Genomic DNA, 13,807 nt, shown 5'->3' on the forward strand with positions numbered 1-13,807 from the left:
GTGTTTTTGCTTGTAGGGCGTAAGCCCGCTTATGGTCCTCGTTTTGGATGTTCTGGTGCTGTCCATCCGATACACTGGCGATGACTGGAACTTCCCGGTTCTGAACCATCGCGTCTTTTGTTGTTTCCGCGCGGGGTTGAGGCCGCCCCAGCGCTAAACTGATTGGTTCGGGCCGGACGCATGATGGTGATCTGGCCCACCTAAACCCTTGTCTTCCTCCGGTCCGCGCTGCGTCACATGAGGTAACGATGTCTCTTTTTGCTACGTTCTTATTCAATCGCTACGGCAGCAGATTTTCCTCTGCCAGTGAAATTGCCCGATTTCAGGCTCGCGCATTTCGACATTTGCGCAGCAAGATCATGCCGCAATCGCCATTTTACGCGGCCCTCTCGTCACATCGGCTAAGTGATTGGCCGATCATGACCAAAGCGTTGATGATGGAGCACTTCAGCCAGCTCAACACGCGAAACCTGCCACGAGACAAGGCCATGGCGCTTGCCTTGCAGGCCGAGGCTGATGCCGCGCCTGCCGCCCATCTGGGTGAACTTGCCATCACCTTGTCCCCGGGCACATCGGGGCTGCGCAACCTTTGGCTTAGCGACCGCGCCGAACGTGGACGGCACGCGGCGGCGGTTCTGGGGCGCTTTCTTCCATCGGCACGGCCTTGGACTGGGCGGCTGCGTGTGGCAATTTTTCACGGTCCAATGGGCGCGCCACGGCTGAACTTTTCCTCGCCCTTCCTTTCCAGCAAAATCTATGACCCTGCGACAGATCGCAGCCAGATGATTGCGTCCCTCAATGCCCAGCGCCCGGATCTGATCATCGCAGCTGCACATATTCTGGTGCAATTGGCGCAATGGCAGCTTGCCGCAGGTCTAAGGGTCGCGCCACGCGCCCTGGTCTCGACCGCCGAGGTTCTGACGGCTTTGGATGAGCGAGACATCCATGAGGCGTTCGGGATATGGCCCGAGCAAATCTACGACTCGGCCGAGGGGCTGCTGGGCCAGACCTGCTCGCATGGTAGCCTGCACCTGAATGAGCGGCTTTTTCACATCGAACGCGACATCATCGACCCGAAATCCGGCGCGTTTCGACCGATCATCACCGCCTTTCATCACCAAACCCTGCCACTTGTGCGCTATCGCATGGAGGATGTGCTGATCCCCGATCCCTCACCCTGCCTTTGCGGTTGCGCCAGTCTGAACATCCGCCGAATCGAGGGCCGGTTCGAGGATGTCATCTGGTGGAAAGGTCTGGACGGCCAAAAAAGGCTGATCACGCGCCAGATGCTGGCACAGACCATCGCGGATATGCCGGTGCCGGTGCTGGATTATCGTATTGTTCAATACGGGACAGAGCAGATTGAAATCTCGCTCGACAGCCCCGCCTTTGCCCGCGCCGCGCGGTTGATGCGCCTGAACCTTGTCGAGCTGGCCAATCGCCTGGGCTGCAACCCACCCAATATGATCTTTCGCGAAAGGTTGCCTGCTGTGAGCACAGGCCCAAGGCGGCGCATTCGCGCGGTGATGATGCCCCAACCCGATCAAGAGGCCACGTCAAAGGCCGCGTCCGAAAGACCATCTGTTTTGCGCATCGCCTGATTGATGCGCACCGGCACCAACGGATCAGCGAAGACCGTTGGTGCCGGTCAAAACGGCAAGGGTCATCAGATCAATCTGGCACCATCTGCCCAACCGTCGCCGAAGCCGCGTCGTCACGTGCGGGCTCGGCCGGTGGGGATGAGGTTTCCTCGCCGGTGATCACCGCCACGACATCGGCCGCAAGATGGTCAAGCAGGGCCAATTCCTCGTCATCAAAGTCGCGCGGTACCGTGTCCAACAGGCACAGCGCGCCCAATACATGACCTTCGGCCGTGCGCAGCGGCGCCCCTGCGTAAAACCGCGTTTTCCACAGCTGAATGGCGGGATGATCTGCAAAACGAGGATCACGTTCGGTGTCATCAACCACCAGCATCTCGCCCCCCGAGACAACGTGATCGCAGATCGCCTCGGCGCGCGGCATGACGATCATATCCGTGCCGTCACTGGTGCGTTTTCCCGGCAGATCCATGCTTTGACCGATGATATATTCCTGATCGGCATTGATCGCCGAGATGACCGCGAATTTCACGTCGAACACATCCGCCGCACGGGCGGCCAGCGCGTCCAGTTCTTCGCGGGCATGGCCGTCCAGCACTTCACTTGCCATCAGCGCCTCGACGCGCGCCGCGTCATCTTCGGGCGTGGGGGCAATCTGGGCCTGTACCGCCTCTTCGGGGGCGATCATGCGATGGATACGGCCCACCGCCTCGTCGACCGAAGTGACGACCTCATCTGCACCCAATTCGCGAATGCGCTTTTGATTAACCAGCGCCTCGGGGGCATTCCACAATGCCGCAACAATGCGGATGCCCGGCCAGCGGCGGCGCAGGCGGCGGCAAAAGTTGCGCAAGGCATTCTCGGGATCGCGGCTGAAATAGCTGATGCAAACCACCTCGATCCCGCCCAGATCCAGCTTATCCAGATAGCGCGCGGTCAATAGCCCGGCCGGGCGATGGACCGAGCCCATGCCCTCGATGGCCAGTGCATGTTCAAGCAGCTCACAGGCGGTGCTGTCGATTTCCCACTTTCCGCCGATGCAAGCGATCTTGGCCGGCTCGCCGGGGGGAACGCTGCCCGGAAATTCCTCGTTCAATTCCTCTAGCAAACGGTCCATCCCATTTGCCACACGCAGCCGGTGTTCTGCCCGTGCATTGCTGAGATAGTCATTGCTGGCCTGACGCAAGACCTCGATACCGACATCATTATAGAAATCCGGGACCGAGCTGGCCTTGATCGCCGTGGTCGCAATCTCGATGGCTTCGTCGGGATCATCGGCGATCAGGCGTTGATAGATCCGCGTCGGCTCGTCCAGAACCGGACTTGATCCCAGCAAAACCTCTAGGAAATGCAGCTGCGGCAAATTGCGCCCCAGAACCAAAAGGCAAACGGTCAAAGGCGTCGATAAAATCAGGCCGACCGGTCCCCAAAGCGCGGTCCAGAAGGTCGCGGCGGCGATCAGCGAAATCGCCGAAAGCCCGGTGCTTGTGCCGTAAAGCATCGGCTCGATGATATTGCCGCTGACCGCCTCTAGAATAACGATCAGCGCGACCGTCCATAAGACCATGCTCCAGCCCGGATCGACCGCAAAGGCAAGGCCGATTGGAAAGATCGCCGACAGCATCGGGCCGATATAGGGGATGAACCGCATGAATGCGGCAAGCGTCGCCCAAAGCAGCCAGCCCGGAACGCCGATCAGCCAAAGCCCCAACCCCATTGGCACCGCGTAAAGCATATTCACGGCGATCTGCATCATCAGGTATTTCGAAATTCTGGTCCCCGCCTCTTCCAGGGCATCGGTCGAGCGGTGAAGGTTGCCCCCCAAAAGCCTGATCAGGCGGTCGCGCAGATCTCCGTGGTCCAGCAGAACCAGAAACACAAAGACCAAGACGATGCCCGCAGTTGCCAAGGGCTCAAGGGCGGGGGTCAGCCATTCCTTTGCGGTCTGAAATGGTGACACAGGCGCGGGAATGACCTCGACCTGTTGGGGATGGCCGGCCGCATCCTCGCCCTGAACGGCTGCGCTGACCTCTTTTTGCACGGTATCGACGGTTTCAAGTGCGCCGTCGAAAATGCCCGGCCCCTTCATTTGTGTGGCCAGGGATTCGATCTTGGTGCGAATGGTGGATTGATAGGTCGGCAATTCGGCACTTAGGGTTCGAACCTGCGACGTCACAAGCAAACCCAGCGCCGCGATGAACAGCCCCACCGTCAACATGACAGCACAGACCGAAATCACCCGCGACAGGCCGCGTCGGGTCAGCCAGCCGACCAAGGGGCTCAGGGCGAAGCTGATCAAAAAGGCGATTGCCAGCGGGATCAAAACCCCTTTGCCCACATATAGCCCGCCAATCAGGATCGCGACGACGACCAGCCAGGCAGCCAGACGCATGATCTCCATCTGAGGGGGGGCGCTTTCCGCGATCGGCCCTGCCCCGGACCATTCGGATGCGGCTTGCGGGCTGGACGGCAAAGCCATCGAAGATGCAGCTGAAGGACCGGATGGATCGGATTTTGGCAGCAGCTCGGACGACATCCAAATAACCCTTTCAAGAGCGGGAATTTTCGCAGAGATAGCTTTGCTTAATCGCGCGCGGCTGGCTTTGGTTCCCACGCCTGCCCGCCCTTCCCCTTTTCTTGCGCGTCCCCCCTTTCTTTGCGCGCCGCTTTGGGCGAAAACCTCGGAAAGCGCATCCGCTAAGGGGTGCCGAATTTTCGACGGGGGGACTGCCATGACCATCACCACAAGCCTAAGGCTGACCACGGCCCTGATCGCAGGGCTGGCTGCCAGCACCGCAGCCTTTGCCGACCCGGTCAAAGTCGGCATGATCACCACCCTTTCGGGTGGCGGCGCAGGGCTTGGCATTGACACGCGCGATGGCTTTCAGCTGGCGCTGAAGCAAGCTGGCGACAAGGCCAAGGATATCGAGTTGTTGATCGAAGATGACCAGCAAAAGCCCGATGTCGCGGTCCAGATCGCCGATAAGATGATCCAATCCGACAAGGTCGATGTCCTGACCGGGATCGTCTGGTCCAACCTTGCCATGGCCGTGGTGCCCGCAGCAGTCCAGCAAAACAAGTTTTACCTTTCGACCAATGCGGCCCCATCGGCGCTGGCGGGCAAAGGGTGCAACCCGAACTATTTCTCGGTGTCTTATCAGAATGATAACCTGCACGAGGCCGCAGGCGCTTATGCCAATGAAGCGGGCTTCAAAAAGGTCTTTATCATAGCGCCCAACTATCCGGCGGGCAAAGACAGCCTGGCCGGGTTCAAGCGCTTTTATAAGGGCGAGATCGCATCCGAGGTCTATACGCAGGTTGGGCAGACCGATTACGCCGCGGAAATCGCGCAGATCCGTGCCGCAGGCGCGGATGCTGTCTTCTTTTTCCTGCCGGGCGGCATGGGCATCGCCTTTATGAAGCAATATGCCGGCTCCGGCGTCGAAACCCCGGTCATCGGCCCCGCATTTTCCTTTAGCCAGGACGTGCTGCCCGCCGTGGGCGAGGCCGCACTTGGGGTGAAAAACACCTCGAACTGGTCCAAGGATCTCGACAATCCTGCCAACAAGGCTTTCGTCGACAGCTTCAAGGCCGAATATGGCCGCCTGCCCTCGATCTATGCAGCCTACGGCTATGACACCGCAAACCTGCTGACCTCGGCACTGGAAAAGGCGCAACCCTCGGATCCAGAAGCGTTCCGCGCAGCGCTGAAGGCGGCGGATTTTGCCTCGGTGCGTGGCAAATTCAGCTTTGGTCCCAACAACCACCCCATCCAGGATCTGTTCGTGCGCGAAGTCGTCCTAGAGGACGGCACCTTGACCAATAAAATTGTCGCCACCGCCATGACGGATCATGGTGATGCCTATGCGGCCGAGTGCAAAATGTGATTTCCCGGCCCCCGGCATCACCACCGGGGGCCGATTGCCCTTATCGGGCACAAGCGACCCGCTTTCGACTGCAGATCCCGACCGGAGAATAAGTTTTGACCTTGCTCATTGAGCAGGCCCTGAACGGGCTGCAATACGGGATGATGCTTTTCGTCATGGCGGCGGGGCTGACGCTGATTTTCGGCGTCATGGGGCTGATCAATCTGGCGCATGGATCTCTTTACATGGTCGGCGCTTTTGCCTGTGCCGCAGTGGCCGCAGCAAGCGGATCTTACTGGCTGGGTCTGGCCGCCAGCCTTGTCGCGGCGGCTTTGGTCGGCGCATTGATCGAGCGGCTGGTGATCCGGCGGCTATATGGGCGCGATCATCTGGATCAGGTCTTGGCAACTTTTGCACTGATCCTGATTTTTTCCGAAGGCACGCGCTGGCTGTTCGGCTCTTTCCCGCTTTATCTGTCTTTGCCTCCTCTGCTGGCTGGCGCTGTGCATTTGCCGGGCGGCATCACCTATCCCCTGTTCAGGCTGGTCATCATCGCCATCGGCGCGCTGATTGCGCTGGGGCTGTGGCTGCTGATCACGCGCACGCGCCTTGGCATCCGCATCCGCGCCGGAGAAGCCGACCGCGAGATGATCTCGGCGCTTGGGGTGGATATTGGCGCGCTTTACACGGCCGTCTTTGCACTTGGCGCCGCACTTGCGGGCATGGCCGGTGCCTTGGTCGGCACGCTGCAATCGGTTCAGGTCGGAATGGGAGAGCCGGTGTTGATCCTGGCCTTTGTCACGGTGGTCATTGGCGGGATCGGATCGATCAAGGGCGCCTTTATCGGCGCGCTGGTCGTGGGGATGACCGATACGCTGGGTAAGGCGCTTTTGCCGATCATTTTGCAACCATTGATCGGGACCAATGCCGGCCCCGTGGGTGCGGCGCTTGCTTCGGTGCTGATCTATCTGGTGATGGCAGCCGTGCTGATCGTGCGCCCCCAAGGCCTTTACGGAGCAAAAGCGTGACCTTTCGCCGTGAAACCCTGCTGGATCTGTCGATTTTCGCGCTTCTGGTGGCGGTCGCGCTGATCGCCTCGCTGCTTGGTCAAAGCTTTACCGTCACCTTGGCCACCAAGGTTGCGATCCTTGGCATGGCGGGCGTCGGCCTGAACCTTGCGCTTGGATATGGCGGGCTGGTCTCCTTCGGCCATGCGGCATTTTTTGGCATTGGCGGCTATGTAACCGCGATCCTTGCCAGCCATGCCGCAAATTACGAGCCGCTAATCATTGGCTTTGAGGGCACCAATCAAATGCTGGCAATCTGGCCCTTTGCCATTGCGGTAGCGGGGCTGGCCGGATTGGTGATCGGCGCTTTGTCGCTGCGCACTTCTGGGGTCTATTTCATCATGGTGACGCTGGCCTTTGCGCAGATGCTTTACTATCTGGCGGTCAGCTGGCCTGCTTACGGCGGCGAGGACGGCCTGTCGTTTTACACACGCAACAGCTTTCCCGGCCTTAACACCTTTGATCCGCTGCAATTCTTTGCCATTTGCGCAGGGCTTTTGGCGATCGTGCTTTTGGCAAGCCATCGCCTGACCCTCGCGCGTTTCGGTCTTGCCCTGATGGCCGCACGTCAAAGCCCCGCGCGTTCGGCGGCGGTGGGCATCCGCCCCTATGCGGTGCAGCTGGTGGCCTTTGTGATCTCGGCCATGATCTGCGGTCTGGCAGGCGCGCTTTACGCCGAGCTGAACCGCTTCGTCAGCCCCGCCAGCATGTCATGGCATATGTCGGGCGAGATCATGGTCTTTGTCATTTTGGGCGGCGTTGGCAGGCTGGCGGGACCGATTGCGGGGGCTGCGGTCTATATCCTGCTCGAGCAAATCCTGGGTCCGGTGTCGGACTATTGGCTGGGGCTGGTCGGCTTGCTGCTTTTGATGATCGTACTTTTCGCCCCCGGCGGCCTAAGTGGATTGATCTTGCGGGAAAAGCGCCATGACTAACCCCGTGCTCGAGCTGCAAGGCCTGCGCAAAAGCTTTGGCGCATTAACCGCGACGGATGATGTCAGCCTGACCCTGCTGCCCGGCGAGATCCACGCCCTGATCGGCCCCAATGGCGCGGGAAAATCGACGCTGATCAAGCAAATCACCGGTGAGATTCGCCCCGATAGTGGCTTGGTCAAATTCCAGGGCAAACCGATCGATGCGCTGGATGTCGCCGCTAGGGCACGGCTGGGGCTGGCGCGCAGTTTTCAGGTATCGGCGGTCATCCCAGATTTCACCGTGCTCGAGAATGTGGTTCTTGCCGTCATGGGTGCTTCGGGGCGGGTCTTTCGCTTTGGCAAAGCCGCTTTGCGGCAGGCGCAGCTGACGGCACCCGCGCTGACCCATATCGAGGCCGCGGGACTGTCCGAACGCCGCGCGGTCAAGGCGGGTGAGCTGGCCCATGGCGAAAGGCGCAAACTTGAGATCGCGATGGCCCTGGCATTGGCGCCCAAAGCGCTTTTGCTGGATGAACCTATGGCGGGAATGGGCCTTGAAGGGGCTGCGCAATTGACCGCGCTTTTGTCAGACCTTCGCCATAAGGCACCGATTTTATTGGTCGAGCATGACATGGACGCGGTCTTTTCCTTGGCCGATCGCATTTCGGTTCTGGTCTATGGCCGCATTATCGCCACTGGCACCGTCGCCCAGATCCGCGCTCATCCCGAGGTTCAGCGCTCTTATCTAGGAGAAGAGCCATGAGCCTTTTGACCCTGCGCAATATTCGTGCGGCCTACGGTCAGGCCACCGTGCTCCATGACGTTAGCCTGACCCTGCCCGAGGGCACGGTTTTGGCCCTGATGGGCCGCAATGGCATGGGAAAGTCCACGACGATCAAAACCATCATGCGGCTTTTACCGACGCTGCAAGGTGAGATCCGTTTTGCCGGTGCCGATTTGACCCGTCTTGCCCCCCATCAGGCGGCCCGCGCCGGATTGGGGCTGGTTCCCGAGGGGCGCCGGGTCTTTGGGCCGCTCAATGTCATGGAAAATCTGACCGTCGCCGCGCGACCGGGCCCATGGGATATCGCGCGTGTGACCGCGCTTTTCCCTCGTCTGGGCGAACGCATGGGCCAGCGTGCCAGCACACTCTCTGGCGGAGAGCAGCAGATGTTGGCGATCGGCCGGGCCTTGATGACCAACCCGCGCCTGCTGATTTTAGATGAGGCGACCGAGGGGCTGGCCCCGGTCGTTCGCCAAGAGATCTGGGCCGGCATCCGCGCCCTGAAATCCGAGGGGCTATCGATCCTTGTCGTCGACAAATCGCTGAAAGAACTGGCCGGCGTGGCGGATCATGCCGTTATCCTTGAACGCGGAACCTCGGTCTGGAGCGGGCCTATGTCCACGCTTGGTCCTGATATCGCGCAGCGCTGGCTTGGGGTTTAGGCCAGCCAAACGCCGCCTGAACAAGGCTCAAGACATTGTTGAAATGCAGGCTGGCGCGGGTCGCCCGACGCCATTGCCCTTTCTGGGGCAGGCGACGCGATGGGGCAGCGATTTGACAAGCGCCGCTGCGCCGCCTAGCGAATAAACACAGCACGCCCTTTCCTTGGGAAAACAGCCCGCCAATCCAAATCACCCGGCCCGCCATAAGATCAGTAAAGATTGCGCGCATGACGATGACCTCAATCCTGCCCCAGCTTCAAAAAGACATGCCGCTGCGGGCCAGCTCGTTCATTGTCACCGTCTATGGCGATGTCGTCGTGCCGCGCGGCGAGGTTTTGTGGATGGGCAATCTGATCGAGATCTGCGCGCGCGTGGGCATCAGCGAATCCCTGGTCCGCACCGCCGTTTCGCGCCTCGTCCAGGCGGGCCGCCTGGCGGGTGAACGCGTGGGTCGGCGCAGCTATTACCGTTTGGCGCCCGCCGCGCGCACCGAATTCGCGCAGGTGGCCAAGCTGCTTTATCGCGCGCCCGAGCCCCCTCTGGGCTGGATCGTCCTGCATGCCCCCACCTTGACCGAGGATGTGATCCGCCGCCAGCGCCTTGGCCGGATCGAGGGCGGCGTTCTGATCGCCCCCGATCACGGCCAAAGCCTGCCCGAAGCGGTCATGGTGTTGCGCGCAGCACTTGGCCCGGATGACCGCCAGATCGCCAGTTGTTGGGATCTGGCGCCGCTGCAAGCTGGCTATCAAGACCTTTTGGCCCGCTTTTCGCCCCTGGCACAATCGCTGGCCGAAGGGGCAGAGATTTCGCCCGAGGATGCGCTGATTGCCAGGCTCTTGCTGGTTGAATGCTATCGAAGCACGCTTTTGCGGGACCCCCGCCTGCCGCCCTCTGCCTTGGCTGCCGATTGGGCGGGCCATGCGGCGGCCCAACTCTTCGCGCGCCTTTATGTTCTTTGTCCGCCCCGGCTGAATCACATATCGCAAGGAACCTTGTCGGCGAGGACGGCTTTCTTCCTATGAGCAGCGTGATTTCCAAGGCCCGTCTGGACGATCTGATCTAACTTCGCCCCCTAGAATGATGAATTCCCTAAGCAATCCTTGGAAATTTAAGACATTACACTTGCATTAACTTTTCTCTTTGTTCTGTAATGTTTGAGTGTTATAAGTTGACCAATCGGTTGACGAATAGGAGCATCGTCAGCCTTCGCCACTGACATGAGGGAGACCGGGCGTGAAGGATGCCTTTATCTGCGACGCGGTACGCACACCGATCGGGCGCTATGCTGGTGCCTTATCTTCGGTTCGGGCTGATGATCTGGCCGCCCTGCCGCTTAAGGCGCTGATGGAGCGCAACCCGCATGTTGACTGGTCGCAGGTCGATGATCTGATCTTTGGATGCGCCAATCAGGCGGGCGAAGATAACCGCAACGTCGGACGGATGGCGGTTTTGCTGTCGGGGATGCCGGTCGAGGTTCCGGGTACCACGGTCAACCGGCTTTGCGGCTCGGGCATGGACGCCATCGGCATGGCGGCGCGGGCGATCAAGGCGGGCGATTGCGACTTTGTAATCGCGGGCGGTGTCGAATCCATGTCACGCGCGCCTTTTGTGATGCCGAAAGCGGAATCCGCATTTTCGCGCAGTAATGCGGTTTACGACACGACGATCGGTTGGCGCTTCGTGAACCCGGCGCTTAAGGCGGCTTATGGCGTCGATACGATGCCGCAGACGGCCGATAATGTCGCCGCAGATTTCAACATCTCGCGCGAAGATCAGGATGCATTTGCGGCGCGCAGCCAGGCCCGTTGGGCCGCCGCGCAAGAGGCAGGCCTGTTCAAGGATGAAATCGTCCCGGTTTCAGTCGCGCGCAAAAAGCAAGAACCGCTGATCATCGACACGGATGAACATCCGCGCCCCGGCACGACGATCGAGCAACTGGGCCGCCTCAAAGGGGTGAACGGACCAGATCTGAGCGTCACCGCGGGCAATGCCTCGGGCGTGAATGACGGCGCAGCGGCGCTGGCCATTCTATCTGCTGACGCAGCCAAAGCCCAAGGGCTGACGCCCAAGGCCCGCATCATCGGCATGGCAGCCGCAGGGCTTGCGCCGCGGATCATGGGCTTTGGCCCCGCCCCGGCCGTGCGCAAGGTTCTGGCCAAAACACGCCTCACGCTGGCCGATATGGATGTGATAGAATTGAACGAGGCCTTTGCGGCGCAGGCTTTGGCCGTGCTGCGCGATCTTGGCCTGCCGGATGATGCGCCTCAGGTGAACCCCAATGGCGGGGCGATCGCCATCGGACATCCCCTTGGCATGTCGGGGGCGCGTCTGGTCACGACGGCCATGTATCAACTGCATCGCACGGGCGGGCGCTATGCGCTTTGTACCATGTGTATCGGCGTCGGTCAGGGCATCGCGCTGATCATCGAACGCGTTTGAGTTAAGGGAGTTTCGCAAGCCATGTATGCACAGCTCGTCAAAACCGAAGGCGCCAAAACCGCCGCCGAAATGCCCCCCCAAGAGCGCGCCTTTCAAGAGCGCATCGACCGCAACGAAAAGATCGAGCCCAAGGAATGGATGCCCGACGGCTATCGCAAGACGCTGATCCGCCAGATGGGCCAGCACGCACATAGCGAAATCGTGGGCCAGCTGCCCGAGGGCAACTGGATCACACGCGCCCCCACGCTTGAGCGTAAGGCGATCTTGCTGGCCAAGGTTCAAGATGAGGCGGGCCATGGGCTTTATCTGTACTCGGCTGCCGAAACCCTTGGGGTCTCGCGCGATGAGCTGCTCGAAAAGCTGCACAATGGCTCGATGAAATATTCCTCGATCTTCAACTATCCCACCCTGACCTGGGCCGATATGGGCGCGGTCGGCTGGCTGGTTGATGGTGCGGCGATCATGAACCAGGTGCCGCTGCAACGGACATCTTATGGCCCCTATAGCCGTGCCATGATCCGCATCTGCAAAGAGGAAAGCTTTCATCAGCGTCAGGGCTACGACATCATGATGAAGATGTGCGCCGGCACGCCCGAACAAAAGGCGATGGCGCAGGATGCCCTGAACCGCTTTTGGTATCCCTCGCTGATGATGTTCGGCCCCTCGGACAAGGATTCCGTCCACTCGGCCCAGTCGATGGCCTGGAAGATCAAGATGAACACCAATGACGAATTGCGTCAAAAGTTCGTCGATCAGACCGTGCCTCAGGCGAAATATCTGGGCCTGACCGTTCCTGACGAGAACCTTGTCTGGAACGAGGAAAAGGGCGGCTATGATTTCAGCGAGCCGGACTGGAACGAGTTCTTCGCCGTCATCGCCGGAAATGGCCCCTGCAATGCCGAGCGCCTTCAGGCCCGCGTTGATGCCTGGGACAATGGCGCATGGTTTCGCGATGGGCTGATGGCACATGCCGAGAAATCCGCCGCACGCCACGCGCTGCAGGCAGCCGAGTAACCGTCTGATGATCTGGCGGGCGTCAACGCCCGTCTTGTCCACCCAGCCAGAAATCCCCAAGCTTAGGGAGGAATTTACATGTCCAACGAATGGCCCCTTTGGGAAGTCTTTATCCGTGGTCAGCACGGTCTGAACCACCGCCATGTCGGCAGCCTTCATGCGCCCGATGCCGAAATGGCGATCCGCAATGCGCGCGATGTCTATACCCGTCGCAATGAGGGCGTCTCGATCTGGGTGGTGAAGTCGAATGATATTTCGGCCTCCTCGCCTTCGGACAAGGGTCCGCTGTTCGAGCCGTCGAATGACAAGGTCTATCGTCATCCGACCTTCTTCCCGATCCCTGATGAAGTGGGGCATATGTGATGGCCGATACCGCAACCGCGGTCGATCAGGCCGCCTTCTTTGACTGGCTTTGCCGCATCGGGGATAACACGCTGATCCTGGGTCATCGGGTCTCGCAATGGTGCGGACATGCGCCCGCGCTGGAAGAAGACATCGCGATCTCGAATACGGCGCTTGATCTGATCGGCCAGACACAATTGTGGCTAGAGCTGGCGGGTCAGGTCGAAGCCAAGGGCCGCAGCGCCGACAATCTGGCCTTCCTTCGTGACGCAGGCGCCTTTCGTAACATTTTGATGCTCGAGCGCCCGAATGGCGATTTCGGCCAGACCCTGATGCGCCAATTCCTGTTTGACGCCTATCATATGGAACTGCTGCGCGCCTTGCAGGGCTCAAGCGATCCGCGCGTGGCCGAAATCGCGGCCAAAGCGGCCAAAGAGGTCGCCTATCATCTTGAACGCTCGGCCGATCTTGTCGTGCGCCTGGGCGATGGCACCGAGGAAAGCCACAACCGGATGCAAAAATCGCTGAACGCGCTTTGGGCCTATACCGGCGAGATGTTTGGCGATGATGCCACCGATCAGGCCATGGCCGATGCGGGGATTGCCCCCCTGCCCAGCAGCCTGAAAGCAGGCTGGGAAGCGACGCTGCGCCACGTCTTTGACGAAGCGACGCTGACCATGCCCGAGGCCAGCTGGCAGCATAAAGGCGGGAAAACCGGTATTCACACCGAACATCTGGGCTTTTTGCTGGCAGAGATGCAATTTTTGCAGCGCGCCTACCCCGGCGCGACCTGGTAACGCCATGAGCGGCGCAAGCCTTCCCAGTGTCGCGCAGGTCTGGCAATGGCTGGCCGAGGTTCCCGACCCCGAGATCCCGGTCATCGCCCTGACCGATCTGGGCATCATCCGCGATGTCCATTTCGAGGATGATCTGCTGGTCGTGACCGTCACGCCCACCTATTCGGGCTGCCCGGCGACCTCGATCATCAATCTTGATATCGAGACCGCCCTGCGCGGCCATGGGGTCGACAAGCTGCGCCTTGATCGCCGTCTGTCGCCGCCTTGGACAAGCGATTGGCGGACCCAAGCCGGGCGCTACAAGCTGCGCGCTTATGGCATTGC

At 60.3% G+C, this 13,807-nt stretch carries 13 protein-coding genes; 12 read left to right on the top strand and 1 reads right to left on the bottom strand.

The window, feature by feature from the left end; genetic code table 11:
- Positions 1–248 precede the first annotated feature (248 nt).
- Complete coding sequence (locus RTS12_RS16885; protein WP_312530589.1) at positions 249–1,601, top strand: F390 synthetase-related protein; 1,353 nt, start codon at positions 249–251, stop codon at positions 1,599–1,601.
- A 70-nt stretch (positions 1,602–1,671) separates the two neighbouring features.
- On the opposite strand, the gene RTS12_RS16890 is transcribed toward RTS12_RS16885, so the two are convergent.
- Positions 1,672–4,134, bottom strand: a complete 2,463-nt coding sequence (locus RTS12_RS16890; RefSeq protein WP_312530591.1) for an AI-2E family transporter — start codon at positions 4,132–4,134, stop codon at positions 1,672–1,674.
- Positions 4,135–4,330: 196 nt separating this feature from the next.
- Between RTS12_RS16890 and RTS12_RS16895 the strand changes: the two genes are divergently transcribed.
- The 11 genes from RTS12_RS16895 to paaD all read left to right on the top strand — a co-directional run.
- Positions 4,331–5,485 (top strand): ABC transporter substrate-binding protein, encoded by a 1,155-nt coding sequence (locus RTS12_RS16895; RefSeq protein ID WP_312530593.1) that lies wholly within the window; start codon positions 4,331–4,333, stop codon positions 5,483–5,485.
- Positions 5,486–5,580: 95 nt separating this feature from the next.
- Positions 5,581–6,492, top strand: a complete 912-nt coding sequence (locus RTS12_RS16900) for a branched-chain amino acid ABC transporter permease (RefSeq protein WP_312530595.1) — start codon at positions 5,581–5,583, stop codon at positions 6,490–6,492.
- Positions 6,489–7,466 (top strand): branched-chain amino acid ABC transporter permease, encoded by a 978-nt coding sequence (locus tag RTS12_RS16905; protein ID WP_312530597.1) that lies wholly within the window; start codon positions 6,489–6,491, stop codon positions 7,464–7,466. Before RTS12_RS16900 ends, RTS12_RS16905 begins: the two co-directional genes overlap by 4 nt.
- Positions 7,459–8,208 (top strand): ABC transporter ATP-binding protein, encoded by a 750-nt coding sequence (locus RTS12_RS16910; protein WP_312530599.1) that lies wholly within the window; start codon positions 7,459–7,461, stop codon positions 8,206–8,208. The genes RTS12_RS16905 and RTS12_RS16910 overlap by 8 nt, the downstream gene beginning before the upstream one ends.
- The gene (locus tag RTS12_RS16915; RefSeq protein ID WP_312530601.1) at positions 8,205–8,891 is read left to right on the top strand and encodes an ABC transporter ATP-binding protein; all 687 of its coding nucleotides are present in this window, start codon (positions 8,205–8,207) and stop codon (positions 8,889–8,891) included. Before RTS12_RS16910 ends, RTS12_RS16915 begins: the two co-directional genes overlap by 4 nt.
- A 227-nt stretch (positions 8,892–9,118) precedes the next feature.
- A complete protein-coding gene (locus RTS12_RS16920; RefSeq protein ID WP_312530603.1) occupies positions 9,119–9,913 on the top strand; it encodes a PaaX family transcriptional regulator C-terminal domain-containing protein in 795 nt (264 codons plus the stop codon).
- A gap of 211 nt (positions 9,914–10,124) precedes the next feature.
- Entirely contained in the window at positions 10,125–11,330 is a 1,206-nt protein-coding gene (pcaF, locus tag RTS12_RS16925; RefSeq protein WP_312530604.1) for a 3-oxoadipyl-CoA thiolase, read from the top strand.
- A gap of 21 nt (positions 11,331–11,351) precedes the next feature.
- Entirely contained in the window at positions 11,352–12,344 is a 993-nt protein-coding gene (gene paaA, locus RTS12_RS16930) for a 1,2-phenylacetyl-CoA epoxidase subunit PaaA (protein ID WP_312530605.1), read from the top strand.
- Positions 12,345–12,422: 78 nt separating this feature from the next.
- Entirely contained in the window at positions 12,423–12,707 is a 285-nt protein-coding gene (paaB, locus tag RTS12_RS16935) for a 1,2-phenylacetyl-CoA epoxidase subunit PaaB (protein ID WP_312530607.1), read from the top strand.
- Positions 12,707–13,483 carry a 1,2-phenylacetyl-CoA epoxidase subunit PaaC gene (paaC, locus tag RTS12_RS16940; protein WP_312530609.1) on the top strand — a complete coding sequence of 259 codons (777 nt, stop codon included), beginning with the start codon at positions 12,707–12,709 and terminating at the stop codon, positions 13,481–13,483. Before paaB ends, paaC begins: the two co-directional genes overlap by 1 nt.
- Positions 13,484–13,487: 4 nt before the next feature.
- Positions 13,488–13,807: 1,2-phenylacetyl-CoA epoxidase subunit PaaD (gene paaD, locus RTS12_RS16945; RefSeq protein WP_312530611.1), on the top strand; the 320-nt coding region annotated here is incomplete at its 3' end.

Source organism: Paracoccus sp. (in: a-proteobacteria) (assembly GCF_032007265.1).
Taxonomy (GTDB): domain Bacteria; phylum Pseudomonadota; class Alphaproteobacteria; order Rhodobacterales; family Rhodobacteraceae; genus Paracoccus.